This is a genomic window from Nitrobacter sp. MLSD-S21, from assembly GCF_058809865.1.
Map to the genome: position 1 here is coordinate 1027317 of NZ_JBXASZ010000001.1, position 24144 is coordinate 1051460.

Consider the following 24144-nt stretch of genomic DNA (forward strand, 5'->3'; position numbering starts at 1 on the left):
CGTTTTCTCCCGCGCCTCTTTAAGCGCTCGCCTCGGCCTCGACCTGACGCACCACGATTGTCAGTTGCGAGAACGGTTTATAGATACGGCCCGAACGGCCACGGCCGCGCGGCGCGAAACGCTTCATCACCATGCCGTTGCCGACAAACGCCTCCGATACGATCAACTCGTCGACGTCGAGGTCGTGGTTGTTCTCCGCATTGGCGATCGCCGATTCCAGACACTTCTTTACGTCGACCGCGATCCGCTTGCGCGAAAACTGCAGGTCCGCGAGCGCCGCGGACGCCTTGCGGCCCCGGATCAGTTGCGCAACCAGGTTGAGCTTCTGCGGGCTCACCCGAAGCATCCGGGCGATCGCCTTGGCCTCGTTTTCCGGGAGGCTCCGTTCGCGCTTTGGTTTGCTCATGACTTAACCTCAAGCCCTCTTGGCTTTCTTGTCGCCCGAGTGGCCATGGAACGTACGAGTCGGCGAAAACTCACCGAACTTGTGACCGACCATCTCCTCGTTGACCGACACCGGCACGTGCTTCTGACCGTTGTAGACGCCGAACACCAAACCGACGAATTGCGGCAGAATGGTCGAACGGCGGCTCCAGATCTTGATGACGTCATGACGGCCGCTCGCCCGCGCGACATCTGCCTTCTTGAGCAGGGAGCCTTCAACAAACGGGCCTTTCCAGACTGAACGAACCATGTCCGGCTTTCCTTACTACTTCTTCCGCTTGTGGCGGCTGATGAGAATGAACTTGTTGGTCGACTTGTTTGAACGGGTCTTCTTGCCTTTGGTCGGCTTGCCCCACGGCGTCACGGGATGACGGCCACCGGAGGTACGGCCTTCGCCGCCGCCATGCGGATGGTCGATTGGGTTCATGACCACGCCGCGGTTATGCGGACGGCGACCCATCCAGCGGGTGCGGCCCGCCTTGCCGATCGAGGTGTTCATATGATCCGGATTCGATACCGCGCCGATGGCGCCGCGGCAGCGGCCGTGCACCAGACGCTGCTCGCCCGAATTCAGACGCAGGATGACATAGTCCTGATCGCGGCCGACGATCTGAGCATAGGTGCCAGCGGAACGTGCAAGCTGACCACCTTTGCCGATCTTCATCTCGACATTGTGGACGATCGTGCCGACAGGCATGTTGCCGAGCGGCATGACATTACCCGGCTTGACGTCAACATAATTCCCCGCGACGACGGTGTCGCCGACAGCCAGACGCTGCGGCGCAAGGATATAAGCCTGCTCGCCGTCCTGATACTTGATCAGCGCGATGAACGCAGTGCGGTTCGGATCATACTCGAGCCGCTCGACGACCGCCGGCACGTCCGTCTTGCCGCGCTTGAAATCGACGTTGCGATAGGCCTGCTTGTGGCCGCCGCCGCGGAACCGAACGGTGATGCGCCCAGTATTGTTGCGGCCGCCCTTGCCGCGCTTGCCCTCGGTCAGCGTCTTGACCGGCTTGCCCTTGTAAAGGGCCGAGCGATCGACCATCACCAACTGGCGCTGGCCCGGCGTCGTGGGATTGTATGTCTTAAGTGCCATAATCTATCGCCTTAAAGCCGTTTCCGCCTCAGAGTCCGGTAGTGACGTCAATGCGGTGGCCCTCTTCGAGGGTCACAACCGCGCGCTTGACATCCGACTGCGAGCCTAAGTTGCCGCGGAAGACCTTTACCTTGCCCTTGCGCACCAGCGTATTCACGCTCTTGACCTTGACGTCGAACAGTTTCTCGACCGCTTCCTTGATCTGCGGCTTGGACGCCTTGCGCGCCACCTTGAACACCACCTTGTTGTACTCGGAGGCCATCGTCGCCTTTTCGGTAATGACCGGAGCGACGATCACGTCGTAATGCTTCGCATCGATTGTCATTTGAAGCGCGCCTCCAACGCATCAACCGCCGCCTTGGTCAACACCAGCTTCTGGCGGCGCAGAATGTCGTAGACATTGATGCCCTGGATCGGCAGCACGTCGATGTTCGGAATATTGCGCACAGCGGTTGCGAACCCGGCATGAACCTGCGCGCCGTCAACGATCAGCGCACTGGTCAGACCGAGGCCGGAAAAGTGACCCATCAGAGCCTTGGTCTTGGCGTCCTTCAATTCGACGCTGTCGATGACAATCAAACCGCCGTCCTTGGCCTTCGCCGATAGAGCATGGCGCAGCGCCAGCGCGCGCACCTTCTTGGGCAGATCATGCGCATGACTACGAACGACCGGCCCGAACGCGCGGCCGCCGCCGCGGAACTGGGGCGCGCGGGCTGAACCGTGACGGGCGTTGCCGGTGCCCTTCTGCTTGAACAGCTTCTTGCCGGTACGCCAGATTTCCGCACGTCCCTTGGTCTTGCGGGTGCCCGCCTGACGCTTGGCGAGCTGCCAGTTCACGCAACGCTGAATCAGATCCTTGCGCGGCTCGAGCCCGAAGATGCCGTCCGATAGTTGAACCGAACCCGCAGCCTTGCCTTCGAGGGTGGTAATGTTCAGTTCCATGTTATGCCCCCTCCTTCTCGGCCGGGACATCCGCCGTGACTTTGTCGTCCGCAGCCTGCGCGCCGCCTGCAACCTTGAACTTGCCTGGTTGCGGCGCTTCCTTGGGCAACGGCTTCTTCACCGCGTCGCGCACCGCGATCCAGCCGCCCTTGGAGCCCGGAACGGCGCCCTCGACCAGGATCAGGCCGCGCTCGACGTCGGTCTTCACCACGCGCAAATTCAACGTTGTGATGCGGTCAACACCCATGTGACCGGGCATCTTCTTGTTCTTGAAGGTCTTGCCCGGATCCTGACGTCCGCCAGTCGAACCGATCGAACGATGCGAGACCGAAACACCGTGCGTAGCGCGCAGACCACCGAAGTTCCAGCGCTTCATGCCGCCGGCGAACCCTTTACCGACCGAGGTTCCGGTGACATCGACGAACTGGCCGACCACGAAATGGTCCGCCTGGATTTCCGCGCCGACCGGAATCAGCGCATCTTCGGACACACGGAATTCCGCAACCTTGCGCTTCGGCTCGACCTTGGCGACCGCGAACTGTCCGCGCTCCGACTTCGGCAGGTAGACCGTCTTGCGCACGCCCGACCCGAGCTGCAACGCAACGTAGCCATTCTTCTCGCCGGTCCGGTGTCCCAACACCTGACAATTGCTCAGCTTCAGCACGGTCACAGGGATATGCTCGCCGGCCTCTGTGAAGACCCGCGTCATCCCGACCTTTTGTGCGATCACTCCGGAGCGCATCGTCGTGCTTCCTGTTCTTTCTGTCCGCTAATGTGCGAACTGTTCCTAAACTTCGTTTCGACTTCCGCGTGCCCTGATCCGAAAAAACGGCGGGCTGCCGAGTTCAGAGCTTGATCTCGACGTCGACGCCTGCAGCCAGATCGAGCTTCATCAAGGCATCGACAGTCTGAGGAGTTGGATCGACGATATCGAGAAGGCGCTTGTGCGTCCGCATTTCGAACTGCTCGCGGCTTTTCTTATCGACGTGCGGCGAACGGTTGACCGTAAACTTCTCGATTCGCGTCGGCAGCGGGATCGGTCCACGGACCTGCGCACCGGTGCGTTTCGCGGTATTTACGATCTCGCGGGTCGACGTATCGAGAATCCGATGGTCGAACGCCTTGAGACGGATGCGGATATTCTGGCCGTTCATTGCCGTGTCTCTCTTTGAAAAGCGAATAGTGAGTAGTGAGTAGCGAATAGCGAAATAGAAGATGTTCTATTCGCCACTCGCTATTCGCAATTCTCTCGTTCCTTACTCGATGATGCTGGCCACGACGCCTGCTCCGACGGTACGTCCGCCCTCGCGGATGGCGAAGCGCAGCTTCTCCTCCATCGCGATCGGCACGATCAGGTGCACTTCCATCGCGATGTTGTCGCCCGGCATCACCATCTCGGTGCCGGCCGGAAGATGCACAACACCCGTCACGTCGGTGGTGCGGAAATAAAACTGCGGACGGTAGTTGGTGAAGAACGGCGTGTGGCGACCGCCCTCCTCCTTGGTCAGGATATAGGCTTCGGCCTTGAACTTGGTGTGCGGCTTCACCGAACCCGGCTTGCACAGAACCTGGCCGCGCTCCACGTCCTCGCGCTTGGTGCCGCGCAACAACGCCCCGATGTTGTCGCCCGCCTGCCCCTGGTCCAGAAGCTTGCGGAACATCTCCACACCCGTCACCGTCGTCTTCTGCGTCTCGCGGATGCCGACAATCTCGATTTCCTCGCCGACCTTGACAACCCCGCGCTCCACCCGGCCCGTCACAACCGTGCCGCGTCCCGAAATCGAGAACACGTCCTCAACCGGCATCAGGAACGGCTGATCAATCGGTCGCTCCGGCTGCGGAATGTAGGCGTCGACATTCTTCATCAGTTCCAGAATCGCGTCATGACCAAGCTTCTGGTCCGAGTTCTCAAGCGCCGCCAGCGCCGAGCCCTTCACGATCGGAATGTCGTCGCCCGGAAATTCGTACTTCGACAAAAGCTCCCGCACTTCCATCTCAACCAGCTCGAGCAGCTCCGGATCGTCAACCATGTCGCACTTGTTCAAAAACACAACCAGCGCCGGAACGCCGACCTGGCGCGCCAGAAGAATGTGCTCGCGGGTCTGCGGCATCGGGCCGTCCGCCGCCGAAACAACCAGGATCGCGCCGTCCATCTGCGCCGCACCCGTGATCATGTTCTTCACGTAGTCCGCATGGCCAGGACAGTCGACATGCGCATAGTGACGGTTCGCCGTCTCGTACTCCACATGCGCCGTCGAAATCGTGATGCCGCGCGCCTTCTCTTCCGGAGCCTTGTCAATCTGGTCGTACGCCGTGAACGTCGCCCCGCCCGTCTCCGCCAGAACCTTCGTAATCGCAGCCGTCAATGACGTCTTGCCATGATCAACATGACCAATCGTCCCAATGTTGCAATGCGGCTTGTTACGTTCAAATTTCGCTTTGGCCATTTGACTCTCCGTTCAGTCGTTGACTGTCGCCAGCGACAATCAGGCAAACTTTTTCTGGACTTCTGCCGACACATTCGCCGGCGCTTCAGCGTAATGATCGAACTGCATGGTAAAGGTGGCGCGCCCCTGGCTCATCGAGCGCAGGTTATTCACGTAACCGAACATGTTCATGAGCGGCACCATCGCGTTGATGACGTTAGCGTTGCCGCGCATGTCCTGACCCTGGATCTGGCCGCGTCGCGAGTTGAGATCGCCGATGACCGATCCGGTATAGTCTTCAGGCGTCACTACCTCGACCTTCATGATCGGCTCGAGCAGCACCGACTTGCCCTTCTGCAGCGCCTCGCGGAAACAGGCGCGGGTCGCGATTTCGAACGCCAGTGCCGACGAGTCGACGTCATGGTATTTGCCGTCGATGAGTTGCACCTTGACATCGACCACCGGGAAGCCCGCAACCACGCCGGAGCCGAGCACGCTCTCGATGCCCTTCTCAACGCCGGGAATGTATTCCTTGGGCACCGCGCCGCCGACGATCTTCGACTCGAACTCGTAACCTTTGCCAGGCTCGCTCGGCTCGACAATGATCGTAACAGCCGCGAACTGACCGGTGCCGCCGGTCTGTTTCTTGTGGGTGTAGCTGTGCTCGACACGCTTAGTGACCCGCTCGCGGAACGCCACCTGCGGCGCGCCGATGTTGGCATCGACCTTGTAGGTGCGCTTGAGGATATCAACCTTGATGTCGAGATGGAGCTCGCCCATGCCCTTGAGGATGGTTTGGCCGGACTCCTGATCGGTGGAGACACGAAATGACGGATCTTCCGCCGCGAGTTTCGCCAGCGCGACACCGAGCTTTTCCTGGTCAGCCTTGGACTTCGGCTCGATCGCAATCTCGATGACCGGATCAGGGAACTCCATCTTTTCAAGGATCACGGGATGAGCTGAATCGCACAGCGTGTCACCGGTGCGCGCTTCCTTCAGGCCGGCCAGCGCGACGATGTCGCCGGCATAGGCTTCCTTGATGTCCTCGCGATTGTTCGCATGCATCAGCAGCATCCGGCCGATGCGCTCCTTCTTCTCGCGCGTTGAGTTGATCACGCCTGTGCCGCTCTGAAGAATGCCGGAGTAGATGCGGCAGAACGTGATGGTGCCGACGAACGGGTCGTCCATGATCTTGAACGCCAACAGCGACATCGGCTCCTTGTCGTCGGCGTGACGAACGACCTCGTTGCCCTTGTCGTCGGTGCCCTTGATGGCGGGCACGTCGAGCGGTGACGGCAAGTAAGCGACCACGGCGTCAAGAAGCGGCTGCACACCCTTGTTCTTGAACGCCGTACCGCACAGGACGGGATAGAACGCGCCGGTGATGACGGCCTTACGGATCAGCCCCTTCAGGGTAGCTTCATCCGGCTCGGTGCCATCGAGGTAGGCGGCCATGGCGTCATCATCGAGCTCGACGGCGGCTTCCACCAGCTTCTCGCGATATTCCTTGGCCTTGTCTGCAAGATCTGCGGGGATCTCGGCGATGTCGTACATCGCACCAAGCGCTTCGTTGTTCCAGACCAGCGCCTTCATGCGGACGAGGTCGATCATTCCCTTGAAGTTGTTCTCCGAGCCGATCGGAAGCTGCAACGCCACCGGGCGCGCGCCGAGCCGATCGACGATGTCGGCCAGACACTTGTAGAAGTCGGCGCCGGTCTTATCCATCTTGTTACAGAAGACGATGCGCGGCACCTTGTACTTGTCGCCCTGACGCCAAACCGTTTCGGTCTGCGGCTCAACACCCTGGTTGCTATCGAGCACGCATACGGCGCCGTCGAGCACCCGCAAACTACGCTCTACCTCGATAGTGAAGTCGACGTGGCCGGGGGTATCGATGATGTTCAGACGTTTGCCGTCCCAGAATGCGGTGGTCGCGGCCGACGTAATGGTAATGCCGCGCTCCTGCTCCTGCGCCATCCAGTCCATCGTCGCGGCACCTTCGTGCACTTCGCCGATCTTGTGGCTCTTGCCGGTGTAATAAAGGATGCGCTCGGTCGTGGTGGTCTTGCCGGCGTCGATATGCGCCATGATACCGAAATTACGGTAATCCTCGATAGCATGTTGGCGGGGCATGGAGCTGTCCTTAAATTCCTGTTGCGTCGCCGTTACCAGCGATAGTGCGAGAACGCACGGTTGGCTTCCGCCATCTTGTGCACGTCCTCCCGCTTCTTGACCGCGCTGCCCCGGTTGTTCGACGCATCGAGCAGTTCGGCCGAGAGCCGCTCCGTCATCGTCTTTTCGTTGCGCCCCCGCGCAGCCGTAATCAGCCAACGAATACCGAGCGCCTGACGGCGGGTCGAACGAACCTCCACCGGCACCTGATAGGTGGCACCGCCGACGCGACGCGACCGCACTTCGATGGTCGGCATGACATTTTCGAGCGCTTGTTCGAACACGGTCAGCGGACCTTGTTTGGTCTTGACCTCGATCAGATCGAGCGCGCCGTAGACGATGCTTTCGGCGACCGACTTTTTCCCGGCATACATAATCGAGTTCATGAACTTCGTAATAACGACGTTTCCGAACTTCGGGTCGGGGAGCACTTCACGCTTTTCGGCAGAATGGCGACGCGACATCGTTTCTGTTCCCGCTTATTTCGGACGCTTCGCGCCGTACTTCGAACGACGCTGCTTGCGGTTCTTGACGCCCTGGGTGTCGAGGACGCCGCGGAGGATGTGATAGCGCACGCCCGGCAAGTCCTTCACGCGGCCGCCACGGATCATGACCACGGAATGTTCCTGAAGGTTGTGCCCTTCACCTGGGATATAACCGATGACCTCGAAGCCATTGGTCAAGCGCACCTTAGCGACCTTGCGCAGCGCCGAATTGGGCTTCTTCGGAGTCGTGGTGTAAACACGCGTGCACACGCCACGCTTTTGCGGCGATTGTTGCAACGCAGGCACCTTCTTGCGCGACTTCTGTATGACGCGCGGACTTGCGATCAGTTGGTTGATCGTCGGCATCGTTCGCCTTCACCCTTATATTTACGCGAAACCCCGATCGGCTTCGCACTTCGTCCGGAGCTACCGCTCACCCGCTCGCGATGCATGAATGGTTTCACGCAAAACGAAATCGCGCCAACCGTTCACTGCTGAACGGGAAGCGCTTCGACGCCACAGAGGACCGCGACCAACGCCAACCGGAACGAACCGGTCGGCCTTCACCGAGGTCATGCATCCGAAATCAATCTCGAGAGATCTTGCTCAAGAGAATGACCATCGTCCTGGCATTGCCTAGCTATTTCGGCAGCGTCTGAGCAGCATTCGTCGAGGTTGGTGCCCGTCTCTATCAATCAAACCAGATAGAAAGGGTGGTCCGTTCCGACGTTAGTGGAGCTCACCGCCTGCCGTTAAGTGCGCGGGTTTTATCCACGGCGAGTCATCAAGTCAAGGCTGAAACGCCATAACAAAAGCACTTCTGACCGTTTCGTACCACCTTCCGCCTCACCCGGTTTCGGCAGGACCGTCGGCACGCCGATGGCCGGATATCGTTCGTAACAATGGCCTTTTCGTCGCGACAGGCCCCCCACCATCGGACGCTCCAGCTTGCTCCAGAAAGGGACACCACCGAATCCGGCTCCTGCCCGATTTCTCGCCGAGCAGTATCCCCAATCGCGCGTCGAATCAAAATGCCGCCCTAGCCCTGCGAATCTTCTGTCGATTTTGACAGGACCGCCACGAAACGGAACCACTCAAATTGAGCTAGGATCTGCAGACTCGCAGACCGAACTGGTCCTGACAGACGCCCCTGCGACGGCTGGAATTCGTTATCGCGGGATGTCCGCCGGCGGGTGAAGTCGAATGAGTCGTCGCTAGGGGATGACCGCACGTCACGCGCAGAAGATAAGCTGAGCAACAGGCGCCGCTTCTCAAGCGCGTCAGCGACCGCAGGTTACCCGATCAAGGCAAGCGAACGCGACGCTTACCACTTCAAAATGATTAACGCGTCTGGGAATGACGAGCCCAAGCTGCTGAGGCTGTAGCGCACGAAGCACTGGAAACCAGAAACGCCTGAATGGAGCTTGAGATACGGTTTTTTTAACCGCAGCTGCCTGCAGCGGGGCCAACACAACGGGGGCCTCCGCGGCAGAAAGCGACGATGACATGTGAACCGCAATGGCGGCTCACATCATCTATTTGACTTTGACCTAGTGGCCGTGACCGTGGCCGTTCTTCGCTTCGCGATGAGCCAGCTCGCTCAGCAGCTTCTGAGCCAGAAGATCCTGCCCTACCTGATCGACGGGAAACGTGGTGGCGTTACCAAGATGGCCAATGGTGGCGCTTTTGGCACCCAGATCTCCCGAACCGGCATGGATCACCTTGCCATCCGAAGTGTATGAACCGTCGATCTGCTTACCCAGAGATTCATCGTAAAAAGAGATGTGTCGCGGCATCGGTGCACTCCTCCATTATTGGATTTCTTTGTGTACTGATGGAAACAGCGACCGTATAGCCAACTAGTTTACATAGTCGGGATTTTATTTGGTGAAAGAACCAGGCAGTAGCCTGTCGTACTCGCGCCGGACCGCGCGATAGCATTCGCAGGATGTGCGCTCCAATAGTCTACGGTCCAGTATGGTAATGATGCCGCGGCTATATGTGAGAACCTGCAATTGCTGAAACTTTCTTAGCTCAGCATTAACGGCCACGCGGCTGACCACGAGCATTTCGGCCAGGAATTGTTGCGTAAGTCGAAGTTCGTCACCATCGACGCGATCGTGAGACTTCAACAGCCATCGTGCGCAGCGCTGAAGAAGCGTATGACTGGCGTTGCACGCAACGGACTGCATCACCTGTGCAAGGAACGCTCGTGAGTAGGCGTTGAGCTTGCGCCGAAATACTGGCAGACGCGCTTGCAACTCCTGAAATTCCCGAAACGAAATCCGGATGCTGTCGCCGGAAACCTGGACGACGGCGCGATGCATGGATTGATCATCGCCCATGATGGCTCCGACGTTGATCATCCCCTCCCGTCCCGTGGTCGACGTCTCAGCTGTCCTGTCGGTCTTGAGCGGAGCGAGGTTGGAGATGATCGCAGTTTCGGGAAAGTACACATAATCGAATGGGCCGCGTGGTTCGTATAGCACGCAACCAAGCGGAAGTTGGACAAACTCACACAGCTTCTGAATTTCGATCCATTCCGTGTCCGGTATGCTCGCCAGAAGGCTGTTCTTTGGTCCGTGCACCATTGTCTCACGATCACCGGTTCTTGCGGCAGATCAAACCGGCGGCCGCAGTTTGGTTCTTTGCGCAACCAAAGGCAAGCCACGCCGGATTGACGACCTCGAAATACGGCATCGCTCCTCGGCTGCACTTTCGAAGTAAGCCGAAGGCGATACGTCACTTATTTAGTCGCTTTCGGGTTGGCCGGCGTCGACCAACTCCGAACTTCGTCGCGAAGCCGACGGAGTTGCCCGTAGCCCCGTTGGCGAATGGCTTCCAGCAAAAACGTCGGCGATCGACCCGGCCCAACATCGACCAGCAGATCGACCATCTTTCGGCGGCCCGCCCAGAGCTGAGCCATAAAGCTCCGTTCGTAGGAACAGGAATCGATCGCTTCGATCCCCGCGGAGGAGAACAGGTCGTCCGTGATCTTGTCGATCAGCAACACGCCGGGTGAGTATTTCGCGTAGTCATGACTGAAGGCCGTTTTCCAAGTATAGGCCGTAGCGCCGCAATACATCAGCACCTGCGCGGCGATAGCCTGCCGATCAACACGAAGCAAAGCAACCGAAGCATTGCCCCGTTCGGCGAGCGCGGCGATCATCTGCCTGGCGAAGGCTGCATCCGCGGACTTGCATAACAAAGCCGTGCCGCGCGCTCCTTTCCAGCTTGCGGCTTCCAGCTTCAGAAACGTCTCGAACGCCTCTCTAGTATCCGCGGCGCGGAGATTGACGATATCGACACTGCCTACGGCGGAAAGGCGGTTCCAATCCTGCCGCAGCTTCTTCCGGGTCGAGCCTGACCGTTTCACGCCAATATCAGGAGTCGCGTGAGGCCGCGCATTCTCAGACAGTCTGAGGTAGGCACAGCCCTGTTCCGTCAACGCATCAACAAGCGTTTCGAAGCTCCGGGCCTCGGCATCGAGCGATTTCAGAATGATCACCTTGGGCAGTGAGCGACTGTCACGGATCGCCGATAAAAAGCTTGGAATGACATCTCGGACGAAAGCAGGATCCACGACCGGACTGGAAAGAAAAGCGTAGTTGTAGGGCAATGCTTCAAGCACCGCGGGCCATAGCCGCGAAATTCTGCGAACCTGAAAGGCCCATACGCCAACCAGCTTCTTGAGTCCGGTACTGTCGTCCCACGCCAGCAGAACATGGACGCTCGCAAACCCGCTCTCGTTTGCGGCCATCAGGGCAGCCGGATTCATGAACACATTGGATGACGCCCGCCGAACGAGATCGTCCCAGGGCGCCGCAAGGTCCAGTGTTGGTGAACAAATGTTTACTGAAATCATCAGACGCCTCGGATCATCCTCGGCGACCCACCCGGCCCGCGATACTGGTCCTCCCCCGTTGCTTTTCAGTTAAATTGTATCGAGACGGTCGCCCTTCGATCCTTTGACGCTTTCAAGATTTTATTTGCCTTTGCGGCGCAATAATAACCCTTCCGGAACGAGGACCAATCCATGCGCTATACGGATGTTGCGATCGTTGGCGGCGGACTGGCCGGCTCGACCACCGCCGCGATGCTGGGCCGTGCAGGCATCCCTGCGATCATGATTGATCCACATTTGACGTATCCGCCCGACCTACGCTGCGAAAAGCTCGGCGGCACTCAACTTCCACGACTACGCAGGACAGGGCTTGAGGAAGAAATACTGCGGGCGACGACCATTGATGGCGAGATCTGGGAGGCGCGGTTCGGTTTTGTGGTGGCGAAAAAGCCAAGCGACCAGCACGGCGTGATGTACGACACTCTCGTCAATGCCATGCGTGCACAAATCTCGCCCAACGTCGAGATCCTAAACACGAAAGTCGTCGAGGTCGCCACGAGCGACGAACGCCAGCGCCTGGTGCTGGCCGATGGAGAAATAATTTCTGCGCGCCTGATCGTGCTTGCGAACGGTCTTAGCGTCAGCCTGCGTCATCTGCTCGGCCTCAGGCGCCGCGTCATCAGCGAATGTCATTCCGTGACGCTCGGCTTCAACGTCGTGCCAGTCGATCTATCGGCGTTTCCCTTCCCGGCCCTGACATACTGGCCGAAACGCTCTGGCGCACGGATGGCCTATCTCTCCCTGTTTCCGATCGGCAATACCATGCGGGCCAACATGATGGTCTATCGGCCAATCGACGACATCTGGTTTCGCGAATTCCGCAACAACCCCGAGGCGACGATGCGCGCGGTCATGCCCCGCCTCGACCGTATGACCGGAGGTTTCAAAGTTAGCGGACCGATCAAGATCAGACCGGCAGATTTGTATGTTACGGAAAATCATCGGCAGGCCGGGGTCGCTCTCGTCGGCGACGCTTTCGCGACCTCGTGCCCGGCCGCAGGCACCGGTACCGACAAGGTGTTTACCGACGTCGAACGACTCTGCAATGTCCACATCCCGCACTGGCTCTCGACCGAAGGCATGGATCGCGCCAAGATCGAGACCTTCTACGACGACCCCGTCAAGATGGAGTGTGATGCATGGTCGGCGACGAAAGCCTGGCATCTTCGTTCGCTATCCATCGACAATGGCCCGACCTGGCGCGCACGCCGATGGGCGCGCTTCATTGGGCGTCTGGCTCTGGGCCTGACCAGACCGATGAACAGATCCAACATGCGGCCATCCTCATCACCGCCGCGCCCGGAATCGCATGAAGGGGGATTGGCGTAGGGGCCTTAGACCGGGCTATAGCGTTTTCGAGCGAACTGGAAACCGGTTCGCGTGAAGAAGACGCCCCAAATCAAAAGATAGAGTGCTTCATCGTTTCCATGAAGCGGTGACAGACTCTGGTCATCTGCTTGAGAGCGGGACTTCGAAATTTCAGCGAATGAACTTGACGCCTAGCGTCCCCTGGCGTCGCCACACCACCGTGCACGAGTGCCCTTCTCTCGCGTCGCGGGAGAAAGCCAACCGGAAAACGCTTGGTACAGCGCCAGCGTCATCGACAGTAATCTTGGCGCCCGCAGCCGAGAGGTCGAGCACGATGCATGGCCTTGCGGCAAAACCGCCGTCCAGAGTGATCCAGGCCGATTGCCGGACCGACTTGCGGGCTACCCGTTTTCTTGCGGCGATCATCATCCTGCACTCCAGCGCACCATCTGCGCGCAGTATATCATTTCGCCTCGGCGGAGAGATAAATGCCTCGCGGAAAGACCGATTAGCTAAACTTGAAATTAATTTTTCCTCACGCTGACCGCATAAACTGTTTCCATTTCGGAAAAGCAGTGAGGTTGCGCGAAGGATTGCCTGATGCGGCACAACGAAAAAAGGCCGGCTTGCGCCGGCCCTTTTCATCTGAGATCAGCCGATGCCTACTCTGCCGGCGGTAGAGCCAGCGGTTCGGCCTCCGGCGCGGACGGCACGATCGTCGCCTGTTTTTCGCGCTCGTCGAGAATCAGCTTGTCGCGCTTGACCGCAACTTCGCGGATCTTGGCCATCGACGCGCCGGTACCTGCCGGAATGAGTCGACCCACGATGACGTTTTCCTTCAGGCCCTCGAGCGGGTCCACCTTGCCGTTGACGGCAGCCTCGGTGAGCACGCGCGTGGTTTCCTGGAATGACGCCGCCGAGAAGAACGAGCGGGTTTGCAGGCTGGCCTTGGTGATGCCGAGCAGAACCGGCGTTCCCGTGGCGATCTTCTTACCCTCTTCCTTGGCCTTGAGGTTGAGCCGGTCGAACTCGATCTTGTCGATTTGCTCGCCCGAGATCATGTCGGTCTCGCCCTGATCGGTAATCTCGACCTTTTGAAGCATCTGACGAACAATCACCTCGATGTGCTTGTCGTTGATGAGCACGCCTTGCAAGCGGTAAACTTCCTGGATTTCGTTGACCAGATAGGCAGCGAGTTCCTCGATGCCCTTGATCGCCAGGATGTCGTGCGGCGCGGGATTGCCATCGACGATAAAATCGCCCTTCTCGACGATGTCACCATCCTGCAGATGGATGTGCTTGCCTTTCGGAATAAGATACTCGCGGGTCTCCTCGTCCTTGTCGACCGGCTCTATCGAGATGCGGCGCTTGTTCTTGTAATCGCGGCCGAACCGGATGGTGCCGGCGATTTCCGCGATGATTGCCGCATCCTTCGGCCTGCGAGCCTCGAACAGTTCGGCCACTCGCGGCAGACCGCCGGTGATGTCGCGGGTCTTGGCGCTCTCGGTCGAGATACGCGCCAGGATGTCGCCGGGTTTCACCTTGGCGCCAACGTCGACCGACAGAATGGCGTCGACCGACAGCATGTAGCGGGCGTCGCCGCCACGGGGCAGCTTCAGCACCTTGCCGTCCTTGCCCTTGATCACGATGGCTGGACGCAAGTCGGCTCCCCCGCGCGTCGAGCGCCAGTCGATAACGATGCGCTTGGCAATACCAGTGGATTCGTCGAGCGTTTCGGAGATCGACTGACCTTCGACCAAATCCTCGAATCCGATAGTACCCTCAAGCTCTGTCAAAATCGGCCGGGTGTAGGGATCCCACTCGGCGATACGCTGGCCGCGCTTGACCATGTCACCTTCGTCAACGTGCATGCGCGCGCCGTATTGAATGCGGTGAGTTGCGCGTTCAGTGCCGTCCGCATCGACAACGGCGACAACCATGTTACGCACCATCGCAACCAGATTACCTTCGCCGTTTCTTGCGATCGCCCTGTTCCTGAACGTGATCTTGCCGTCGAAGTTCGACTCGATCACCGACTGCTCGTTGATCTGCGCAGCGCCACCGATATGGAACGTGCGCATCGTGAGCTGCGTGCCAGGCTCGCCAATCGACTGCGCCGCGATGACGCCGACAGCCTCGCCGTGATTGACGGGCGTGCCGCGAGCCAGATCACGGCCGTAGCACTTGCCGCAGATGCCGTTGACCAGTTCGCAAGTCAGGGCCGAGCGGATCTTGACTTCCTGTATACCGGCCCGGGAGATCTGATCGACATGGCTTTCTTCCATCAAGGTGTTACGCTTGACCACCACTTTGTTATTCGCGGCATCACGAATGTCATCGCAGGCCGTGCGGCCCAGGATGCGCGATCCGAGTGACGCCACCACCGTGCCGGCATCGACGATAGCGCGCATCTTGATGCCGAGCTTGGTGCCGCAGTCGTCCTGGGTGATGATGCAGTCCTGCGCAACGTCGACCAGACGTCGGGTCAAATAGCCGGAATTTGCGGTCTTCAACGCGGTGTCTGCGAGACCCTTGCGGGCGCCATGGGTCGAGTTGAAGTATTCGAGAACCGACAACCCCTCCTTAAAGTTGGAGATGATCGGCGTCTCGATGATCTCGCCCGACGGCTTCGCCATCAGGCCGCGCATGCCGGCGAGCTGACGCATCTGGGCGGGCGAACCGCGCGCGCCGGAATGCGCCATCATGTAGATCGAGTTGATCTGGGCCTCGACGCCCTTGGCGTCCTTCTTGGTCGAAGAAATTTCCTTCATCATCTCCTTGGCGATTTCCTCCGTCGCCTTGGACCATGCGTCAACGACCTTGTTGTACTTCTCGCCATGCGTGATCAGACCATCGTTGTACTGCTGCTCGAAATCCTTCGCCAGCGTACGCGTGGTGTCGACGATCTTCCACTTTCCATGCGGGACCACCATGTCGTCCTTACCGAAGGAGATTCCGGCCTTGAACGCATTGTAGAAGCCGAGCGCCATGATCCGGTCGCAGAAGATCACCGTCTCCTTCTGACCACAGTGGCGATAGACTTGATCGATCACGCCGGAGATTTCGCGCTTGGTCATCAGCTTGTTGATGACGTCGAACGAGATCTTCGGCGACTTCGGCAGCACCTGGCCAAGCATGACGCGGCCGGCAGTGGTTTCGATCAGACGCTTTACGGACTCGCCATCCTCGCCGATCACATCCCAGCGATACTTGATCTTGGTATGAAGATGGATGACGCGGGAATGGAGCGCATGCTCCAGCTCGGCCATATCGCCGAACACCTTGCCTTCACCGGGCAAGCCCTCACGCATGATCGAAAGATAGTAAAGACCGAGCACGATGTCCTGGCTGGGAACGATGATCGGCTGACCGTTCGCCGGGTGCAGGATGTTGTTGGTCGACATCATCAGCACGCGCGCCTCTAACTGCGCCTCGAGCGAAAGCGGAACGTGGACGGCCATCTGGTCGCCATCGAAGTCGGCGTTGAAGGCGGCGCAGACCAGCGGATGAAGCTGGATCGCCTTACCCTCGATCAGAACCGGCTCGAACGCTTGAATACCGAGCCGGTGAAGCGTCGGCGCGCGATTCAGGAGCACCGGGTGCTCACGAATGACCTCATCGAGAATATCCCAGACCTCGGGACGTTCCTTTTCAACGAGCTTCTTTGCCTGCTTCACGGTCGTAGACAGACCCTTGGCATCGAGCCGCGAATAGATGAACGGCTTGAACAGTTCCAGCGCCATCTTCTTCGGCAAGCCGCACTGGTGCAGCTTCAGTTCGGGACCGACGACAATGACGGAGCGGCCGGAATAATCGACACGCTTGCCGAGCAAGTTCTGCCGGAAGCGCCCCTGCTTGCCTTTCAGCATGTCGGCGAGCGACTTCAGCGGCCGCTTGTTTGCGCCGGTGATGACGCGGCCGCGACGGCCGTTGTCGAATAGCGCATCAACCGCTTCCTGAAGCATTCGCTTCTCGTTACGGATGATGATGTCAGGCGCACGCAGCTCCATCAGCCGCTTCAGACGGTTGTTGCGGTTGATGACGCGGCGATACAGATCGTTGAGGTCGGACGTGGCGAAGCGGCCGCCGTCGAGCGGCACCAGTGGACGCAAGTCCGGCGGAATCACCGGCACCACGGTGAGGATCATCCACTCCGGCTTGTTGCCGGAAAAGCGGAAGGCCTCGACAATCTTCAACCGCTTGGCGAGCTTTTTGTGCTTGATATCGGACTCAGTCGCCTGCATCTCCGCGCGCAGTTCCGCCTCAAGCCTCTCGAGTTCAAGGCCCTTCAGCAATTCCCGGATCGCTTCGGCGCCAATCATGGCGGTGAAGCTGTCCTGGCCGTATTCGTCCTGCGCGCGAAGGTATTCCTCTTCCGACAGCAACTGACGGTCCTTGAGCGCAGTAAGACCAGGCTCCAGAACGACGTAGTATTCGAAGTAGAGAATGCGCTCGAGATCCTTCAGCGTCATGTCGAGCAAGAGGCCGATGCGGGAGGGCAGCGACTTCAGAAACCATATGTGGGCAACGGGTGCAGCCAGCTCGATATGACCCATGCGCTCGCGGCGCACGCGCGATAGCGTCACTTCGACCGAGCACTTCTCGCAGATGATGCCCTTGTATTTCATCCGCTTGTACTTGCCGCACAGGCACTCGTAGTCCTTGATCGGACCGAAGATGCGCGCGCAGAACAGGCCGTCACGCTCCGGCTTGAACGTGCGGTAGTTGATCGTCTCCGGCTTTTTGATCTCGCCGTAGGACCACGACAAAATTTTCTCCGGCGACGCGATCGAAATCCGGATCTGGTCGAAGACCTGGGCCGGAGTCGTCGGATTGAATAAATTCATTATTTCTTGGTTCATGGTCTTCTCCTCGACGGCCGCGTTCCGGATGCTGCGCGAGCCGAGATCCGGTGCGCTGCCGATCCGGAACCTTAACGGTCCGCGGAATTCGTTGCGGTCCCGGTTTTGCGACGCCTCGCTGTGCGATGCGCCGCGCCGGGAATAGGCGTTCTCAAACTGCTACTCGGCCGCTTCGGACATGCCGCCGACTTTGGAGTTGTGCAGATCGACATTCAGGCCCAGTGAGCGCATTTCCTTGACCAGCACGTTGAACGATTCCGGAATGCCTGCCTCGAAAGTATCGTCGCCTCGCACAATGGCCTCATAGACCTTGGTACGGCCCGCGACGTCGTCCGACTTCACCGTCAGCATTTCCTGGAGCGTGTACGCCGCGCCGTAAGCCTCGAGGGCCCACACCTCCATTTCGCCGAAACGCTGGCCACCGAACTGCGCCTTGCCGCCCAGCGGCTGCTGGGTGACGAGCGAGTAAGGTCCGATCGAGCGCGCGTGGATCTTGTCATCAACAAGGTGGTGCAGCTTGAGCATGTAGATGTAGCCCACCGTAACCTTGCGATCGAACGAGTCACCGGTCCGCCCGTCATAGACGGTCGACTGGCCTGACCTGTCCATGCCAGCGAGCTCGAGCATCTGCTCGATATCGGCTTCCTTGGCGCCGTCGAACACCGGCGTTGCGATCGGAACGCCGCGGCTCAGATTGCGGCCGAGCTCGACGAGTTCATGATCGTTGAGCGATTTGATGGTCTCGTTGTCGCCATAGACTTTCTTGAGCGTCTCCTTCAGCGGCTTGGTTTCCTGCTTCGCGCTCGCGAGATAGGCATCGACGGCCTGTCCGATCCGCCTGCCAAGGCCGGCGCATGCCCAGCCGAGGTGGGTTTCGAGAATCTGACCGACGTTCATGCGCGAGGGCACGCCGAGCGGGTTAAGCACGATATCGGCGTGGGTGCCGTCCTCGAGGAACGGCATGTCCTCGATCGGAACGATCTTCGAGACCACACCCTTGTTGCCATGACGACCAGCCATCTTGTCGCCAGGCTGAATCTTGCGCTTCACGGCGACGAAGACCTTGACCATCTTCATCACGCCGGGCGGCAACTCGTCACCACGCTGCAGCTTTTCGACCTTGTCGAGGAACCGCTGCTCGAGGCCCTTTTTCGACTCGTCGTACTGCTTCCGCATGGCCTCGATCTCGGCCATTAGCTTGTCGTTTGGCGATGCGAACAGCCACCACTGCGACTTCGGATATTCCTCGAGCACCGACTTTGTGATCTTGGTATCCTTCTTGAAGCCCTTCGGGCCGGCAATGCCCTGACGGTTTTCGAGCAGATCAGCGAGGCGGCCGTAGACGTTGCGGTCGAGAATCGCCTGCTCGTCGTCGCGGTCCTTGGCAAGACGCTCGATTTCTTCCCGCTCAATTGCCAGCGCACGTTCATCCTTGTCGACACCGTGGCGGTTAAAGACGCGGACCTCGACAATCGTGCCCTGCACACCCGGAGGCACGCGCAAGCTGGTGTCGCGAACGTCGGAAGCCTTCTCGCCGAAGATCGCGCGCAACAGCTTTTCTTCCGGGGTCATCGGGCTTTCGCCCTTCGGCGTGATCTTGCCGACCAGAATGTCGCCCGCGCGGACCTCGGCGCCGATGTAGACAATGCCGGCTTCATCAAGGTTCTTCAGCGCTTCTTCCGAAACATTCGGAATGTCGCGTGTGATTTCCTCGGGACCCAGCTTGGTGTCGCGGGCCATCACTTCGAATTCCTCGATATGGATCGAGGTGAAGACGTCTTCCTTGACGATCCGCTCCGAGAGCAGGATCGAGTCTTCGAAGTTGTAGCCATTCCACGGCATGAACGCGACCAGCACGTTGCGGCCGAGCGCGAGTTCGCCGAGATCGGTGGACGGGCCGTCCGCGATGATGTCGCCCTTTTTGACGATATCGCCGACCTTCACCAATGGACGCTGATTGATGCAGGTCGATTGGTTCGAGCGCTGGTACTTCATAAGACGATAGATATCGACACCCGACTTGGTCGGATCGAGATCTTCCGTTGCGCGGATAACAACGCGGGTGGCGTCGATCTGATCGATCACGCCCGAGCGGCGCGCGGCGATCGCTGCGCCCGAGTCGCGGGCGACCACGCCTTCCATGCCGGTGCCGACGAACGGCGCCTCGGCGCGCACCAGCGGCACCGCCTGACGCTGCATGTTCGAGCCCATCAGCGCGCGGTTGGCGTCGTCGTTCTCGAGGAACGGAATGAGCGCCGCGGCGACCGAGACGAGCTGCTTCGGCGACACGTCCATGAAGTCGACCTTGTCCGGCGTCACCGGCAGCACCTCGCCGGCATGACGGCAGACCACGAGGTCTTCAGTGAAACGGCCGCGGTTGTCGAGCGGCAGGTTGGCCTGCGCGACGTGATAGCGGCCCTCTTCCATCGCCGAGAGATAGACCACCTCGTCGGTGACGCGGCCGTCCTTCACCTTGCGATACGGTGTCTCGACGAAGCCGTATTTGTTGACGCGCGCGAACGTCGCGAGCGAGTTAATAAGGCCGATGTTCGGACCTTCCGGCGTCTCGATCGGGCAGATACGGCCGTAGTGCGTCGGATGCACGTCGCGCACCTCGAAGCCTGCGCGTTCGCGTGTCAGACCACCCGGCCCGAGCGCCGACAGGCGGCGCTTGTGGGTGATCTCCGAGAGCGGGTTGGTCTGATCCATGAACTGCGAGAGTTGCGACGATCCGAAGAACTCGCGCACCGCAGCAGCCGCGGGTTTCGCGTTGATCAGATCCTGTGGCATCACGGTGTCGATGTCGACGGAGGACATCCGCTCCTTGATGGCTCGCTCCATGCGCAACAGGCCGACGCGATACTGGTTTTCCATCAGTTCACCGACCGAGCGCACGCGACGGTTGCCAAGGTGGTCGATATCGTCGATCTCACCCCTGCCGTCGCGCAGGTCGACTAGCGTCTTGATGACCGCAAGGATGTCTTCCTTGCGCAGCGTGCGATACGTGTCCGGCGCATCAAGATCGAGGCGCATGTTCATCTTGACGCGGCCCACGGCGGACAGATCGTAGCGCTCGGCGTCGAAGAACAGCGATTGGAACATGTTCTGCGCCGACTCCAGCGTCGGCGGCTCACCCGGACGCATCACCCGGTAGATGTCGAACAGCGCGTCCTCCCGCGTCATGTTCTTGTCAGCGCTGAGCGTGTTGCGGATGTAAGGACCAACGTTGACATGGTCGATGTCGAGCAGCGGCAATTCCTTATAGCCGTGCTCGTTCAGCCCCTTCAGCGACTTCTCGGTGATTTCCTCGCCGGCTTCGGCGTAGATCTCACCGGTTTTGGGATTGACGAGATCCTCGGCGAGATACATGCCGACCAAATCGTCGTCGCTCATGCGCAGTGCCTTCAGCCCCTTCTCCTGGAGCTGGCGCGCGGCGCGAACCGTAAATTTCTTACCGGCCTCGAGCACGACCTTGCCGGTATCAGCGTCGATCAGGTCGTTCAGTGTCGAATAACCGCGAAAGCGAACCGGATCATAGGGCACGCGCCAGCCGTCTGAATTGCCGCCGGATTTCGCGCGCTTGTAAATGATCTTTTTGTAGAACGTGCTGAGGATTTCCTCGCCGTCGAGGCCGAGGGCGAACATCAGCGACGTCACCGGAATTTTGCGGCGACGGTCGATGCGCGCGAACACGATGTCCTTGGCATCGAACTCGATGTCGAGCCACGAGCCGCGATAGGGAATGACGCGCGCGGCGAACAGCAACTTGCCTGACGAATGGGTCTTGCCCTTGTCGTGATCGAAGAACACGCCGGGCGACCGATGCATCTGCGAGACGATGACGCGCTCGGTGCCGTTGACGACGAAGGTGCCGTTCATTGTCATGAGCGGAATGTCGCCCATGTAGACGTCCTGCTCCTTGATGTCCTTCACGGACTTCGCGGCGGTTTCCTCGTCGATATCGAATACGATGAGGCGGAGCGTCACCTTCAGCGGCGCGGCATAGGTCATGCCGCGCTGGCGGCATTCGTCGACGTCATACTTCGGCGCCTCGAATTCGTAGCGCACGAATTCGAGCTGCGAGGTGCCCGAAAAGTCGTTAATCGGAAACACTGATTTGAAAACCGCCTGCAAGCCCTCGTCGAGCCGGCCACCCTCCGGTTCGGCGACCATCAGGAACTGGTCGTAGGACGCCTTCTGAACCTCGATCAGGTTTGGCATCTCGGCGACTTCCCGGATATGCCCGAAGAACTTGCGAACCCGCTTGCGACCGGTGAACGTCTGCTGCACCATCGTGGCCTCTCATGTCGTCGCCCGTGAGGGGCGAACCTTCCGAAGCGCGATTGACATCGCCTCCAGGGTGAATCTCGGAACGCTCTCAAGAGCGGCACGCATATGTCAGGACTTAAATCCTGAACTGGAACGCCAGGCTCGCAGAACGCAAAACGACGCGCGGGGTGCAGGGATGCACCCGCCCGTCAAAATCATATCCAAACGGACCGAAAAAGCCCGAAATCGCTGCTCTCCCAACAGCTTATGAGAGAACGCCGCCGTTCCCACCATATGCTGCGCTTTCGTGCTGCCGTCCCGATATGGGATGGCAATCGTGGAGATTCGAGGGACGCTCCCCTGAATCTCCACACTTTTCTGTGTACAACCGGCCAGAGCAGAGCTTGGCAGTTGCGCCCGGATGAAACGCGATTCCGATCGCGCCCATCCGGGAAATCTCGTTACAACTTACCGCCTCCGTTGTGGCGAGGCCGTCCCGGCCATCCACGCCTTTAGCGAAGCGATCCCCGGATCTCGTTGACGCTCGCCAAACTGACGAAGAAAACCGGATCTCGCTCAAAGAACTGCGGTTACTTAAGCTCAACCTTGGCGCCGGCCTTCTCAAGCTGCGCCTTGATTTTCTCGGCTTCGTCCTTGGCAACGCCGTCCTTGACGGGTTTCGGTGCACCTTCGACGAGGTCCTTGGCTTCCTTGAGGCCAAGGCCCGTGATGGCGCGAACTTCCTTGATGACCTCGATCTTCTTGTCACCGGCGGACGCGAGCACGACCGAGAACTCGGTCTTCTCTTCAACCGCAGCGGCACCGCCGCCAGCGCCCGGCGCCGCCGCAACCGCAACCGCGGCAGCCGCCGACACGCCCCATTTTTCTTCAAGCAGCTTCGCCAGTTCGGCAGCCTCGAGCACGGTCAGCGCCGAGAGGTCATCAACAATCTTCTGCAGATCAGCCATCGATGTGTTCCTTTAACGTATTCGGTTCGAACCAGATTCAACTTGCGAAGGGCCTCACGCCGCTTCGCCCTTTGAGGCATAGGCCTGAACGACGCGCGCGAGCTTGGCCGCGGGCGCAGTCGAGAGCTGAGCGATCTTGGTCGCCGGCGCCATCAGGAGGCCGACCAGCTTGCCGCGCAGTTCATCGAGGGACGGCAGCGAGGCCAAGGCCTTGACGCTGTCGACGTTCAGAACGGTTTTACCCATCGAACCGCCGAGAATGACGAAGTTTTCATTCGTCTTGGCGAATTCGACGGCAACCTTCGGCGCCGCCACCGGATCGTTGGAAGTCGCGATCACGGTCGGCCCCTTCAGCAGGGAGCCGATGGCAACGACGTCTGTGCCTTCAAGAGCAATTTTGGCGAGACGGTTCTTCGAGACCTTAACCGACGCACCCGCCTGCTTCATCTGCATACGCAGCTTCTGCATCTGGGCCACGGTGAGGCCGGAATAATGAGCGACGACCGCAACGCCCGTGGTCTTGAAGACCTCGTTCAGCGCCTCGACCGCCTCTTTTTTTGCCGCTCGTTCCACAGCAAGCTCTTTCCGTTTGGCGACCTTTGTCTCAAGGCTGAGGCCGCCGGGTTATACCCATCGTCCCGCCCAAAACCTGATCCCAAAGCACTTGTCCCACAAGACACCTGCCTCAAGACACACGCCGGGCGCGACGACAATTCAGTAGCCTGCCCTCCCGAGCTGACGGCCTGGCGGCCGGATGGCACGGGGTGTCGAGGTTCGAACCCAATTCGCAGCCACCGCTTGTCGCGATGAAAAGCGAAACCCGGTCTTCACCCGTCTATGCAGGCTATGCAATTAAGCCATTGGACAAACTTGCGTTCGGCCGTCGGCGCCCGCAGTCTCGGACAGGACGGAATCAACAGCACCGTCCCTGACGGGACGATCGAAGACCCCTGTTCGCACCCGCGCCCCAGCCAAATTGGCATCCTGTCCTCCCCGAACCATCCGAATGGACATGCGGAAAGGAAAGATCTCCAATCTCATTGGGTTTTTGGAAGCGAACACCGCCGCGCCAGCGAGAGCCAGCACGTCCGGAGCGTGGTGTTTAACGAATCTTTGCCACGCTGCCAAGTTCTAAATCATGCAATTTTCCGGCCAGCTTCAGAAAAGCTCGCACTGCACTCGACGACGTCAACGGGACCGCCTGCCGCGCGGTCAAGAAAAATCAAGGCAGGCCCGGAAAACTCCGATCCCGCCTTGCTTGTTGC

The 24144-nt window shown here is 59.5% G+C and carries 20 protein-coding genes; 1 reads left to right on the forward strand and 19 read right to left on the reverse strand.

What is annotated here, in order from left to right; genetic code table 11:
• Nucleotides 1-19: 19 nt before the first annotated feature.
• The 14 genes from rplV to AC1RT6_RS05245 all read right to left on the reverse strand — a co-directional run bounded on the left by rplV (nt 20) and on the right by AC1RT6_RS05245 (nt 11433).
• Complete coding sequence (rplV, locus tag AC1RT6_RS05180; RefSeq protein WP_079446332.1) at nt 20-406, reverse strand: 50S ribosomal protein L22; 387 nt, start codon at nt 404-406, stop codon at nt 20-22.
• Nucleotides 407-415: 9 nt separating this feature from the next.
• Complete coding sequence (rpsS, locus tag AC1RT6_RS05185; protein ID WP_079446331.1) at nt 416-694, reverse strand: 30S ribosomal protein S19; 279 nt, start codon at nt 692-694, stop codon at nt 416-418.
• Nucleotides 695-709: 15 nt separating this feature from the next.
• Nucleotides 710-1543 carry a 50S ribosomal protein L2 gene (rplB, locus tag AC1RT6_RS05190; protein WP_079446330.1) on the reverse strand — a complete coding sequence of 278 codons (834 nt, stop codon included), beginning with the start codon at nt 1541-1543 and terminating at the stop codon, nt 710-712.
• A 28-nt stretch (nt 1544-1571) separates the two neighbouring features.
• Entirely contained in the window at nt 1572-1868 is a 297-nt protein-coding gene (locus tag AC1RT6_RS05195; RefSeq protein ID WP_079446329.1) for a 50S ribosomal protein L23, read from the reverse strand.
• Nucleotides 1865-2485 carry a 50S ribosomal protein L4 gene (rplD, locus tag AC1RT6_RS05200; RefSeq protein WP_079446328.1) on the reverse strand — a complete coding sequence of 207 codons (621 nt, stop codon included), beginning with the start codon at nt 2483-2485 and terminating at the stop codon, nt 1865-1867. The genes AC1RT6_RS05195 and rplD overlap by 4 nt, the downstream gene beginning before the upstream one ends.
• A gap of 1 nt (nt 2486) precedes the next feature.
• Nucleotides 2487-3227, reverse strand: coding sequence for a 50S ribosomal protein L3 (gene rplC, locus AC1RT6_RS05205; protein ID WP_079446327.1), 741 nt, complete (start codon nt 3225-3227; stop codon nt 2487-2489).
• A gap of 103 nt (nt 3228-3330) precedes the next feature.
• Nucleotides 3331-3639: a 30S ribosomal protein S10 gene (gene rpsJ, locus AC1RT6_RS05210; RefSeq protein WP_002712302.1), complete on the reverse strand. Its 309-nt coding sequence runs from the start codon at nt 3637-3639 to the stop codon at nt 3331-3333.
• A gap of 102 nt (nt 3640-3741) precedes the next feature.
• Complete coding sequence (gene tuf / locus AC1RT6_RS05215) at nt 3742-4932, reverse strand: elongation factor Tu (protein ID WP_425909092.1); 1191 nt, start codon at nt 4930-4932, stop codon at nt 3742-3744.
• 39 nt (nt 4933-4971) lie between these two features.
• A complete protein-coding gene (gene fusA / locus AC1RT6_RS05220) occupies nt 4972-7044 on the reverse strand; it encodes an elongation factor G (RefSeq protein ID WP_079446325.1) in 2073 nt (690 codons plus the stop codon).
• A gap of 32 nt (nt 7045-7076) precedes the next feature.
• Nucleotides 7077-7547 carry a 30S ribosomal protein S7 gene (gene rpsG, locus AC1RT6_RS05225; RefSeq protein WP_079446324.1) on the reverse strand — a complete coding sequence of 157 codons (471 nt, stop codon included), beginning with the start codon at nt 7545-7547 and terminating at the stop codon, nt 7077-7079.
• A 15-nt stretch (nt 7548-7562) separates the two neighbouring features.
• Nucleotides 7563-7934 carry a 30S ribosomal protein S12 gene (rpsL, locus tag AC1RT6_RS05230; RefSeq protein ID WP_009797142.1) on the reverse strand — a complete coding sequence of 124 codons (372 nt, stop codon included), beginning with the start codon at nt 7932-7934 and terminating at the stop codon, nt 7563-7565.
• Between the two features lie 1184 nt (nt 7935-9118).
• Entirely contained in the window at nt 9119-9364 is a 246-nt protein-coding gene (locus AC1RT6_RS05235) for a hypothetical protein (protein ID WP_079446322.1), read from the reverse strand.
• An 84-nt stretch (nt 9365-9448) separates the two neighbouring features.
• Nucleotides 9449-10159, reverse strand: coding sequence for a Crp/Fnr family transcriptional regulator (locus tag AC1RT6_RS05240; RefSeq protein ID WP_079446321.1), 711 nt, complete (start codon nt 10157-10159; stop codon nt 9449-9451).
• A 155-nt stretch (nt 10160-10314) separates the two neighbouring features.
• A complete protein-coding gene (locus tag AC1RT6_RS05245) occupies nt 10315-11433 on the reverse strand; it encodes a GNAT family N-acetyltransferase (RefSeq protein WP_472789506.1) in 1119 nt (372 codons plus the stop codon).
• Nucleotides 11434-11604: 171 nt separating this feature from the next.
• Between AC1RT6_RS05245 and AC1RT6_RS05250 the strand changes: the two genes are divergently transcribed.
• Entirely contained in the window at nt 11605-12801 is a 1197-nt protein-coding gene (locus tag AC1RT6_RS05250) for an FAD-dependent oxidoreductase (RefSeq protein ID WP_079446318.1), read from the forward strand.
• A 150-nt stretch (nt 12802-12951) separates the two neighbouring features.
• On the opposite strand, the gene AC1RT6_RS05255 is transcribed toward AC1RT6_RS05250, so the two are convergent.
• The 5 genes from AC1RT6_RS05255 to rplJ all read right to left on the reverse strand — a co-directional run bounded on the left by AC1RT6_RS05255 (nt 12952) and on the right by rplJ (nt 23452).
• A complete protein-coding gene (locus AC1RT6_RS05255) occupies nt 12952-13209 on the reverse strand; it encodes a PilZ domain-containing protein (RefSeq protein WP_420799272.1) in 258 nt (85 codons plus the stop codon).
• A 233-nt stretch (nt 13210-13442) separates the two neighbouring features.
• Entirely contained in the window at nt 13443-17642 is a 4200-nt protein-coding gene (rpoC, locus tag AC1RT6_RS05260; RefSeq protein WP_079446317.1) for a DNA-directed RNA polymerase subunit beta', read from the reverse strand.
• Between the two features lie 159 nt (nt 17643-17801).
• Nucleotides 17802-21935 carry a DNA-directed RNA polymerase subunit beta gene (gene rpoB / locus AC1RT6_RS05265; protein ID WP_079446316.1) on the reverse strand — a complete coding sequence of 1378 codons (4134 nt, stop codon included), beginning with the start codon at nt 21933-21935 and terminating at the stop codon, nt 17802-17804.
• A gap of 566 nt (nt 21936-22501) precedes the next feature.
• A complete protein-coding gene (gene rplL, locus AC1RT6_RS05270) occupies nt 22502-22879 on the reverse strand; it encodes a 50S ribosomal protein L7/L12 (protein WP_079446315.1) in 378 nt (125 codons plus the stop codon).
• A gap of 54 nt (nt 22880-22933) precedes the next feature.
• The gene (gene rplJ, locus AC1RT6_RS05275) at nt 22934-23452 is read right to left on the reverse strand and encodes a 50S ribosomal protein L10 (RefSeq protein ID WP_079446314.1); all 519 of its coding nucleotides are present in this window, start codon (nt 23450-23452) and stop codon (nt 22934-22936) included.
• Nucleotides 23453-24144 lie beyond the last annotated feature (692 nt).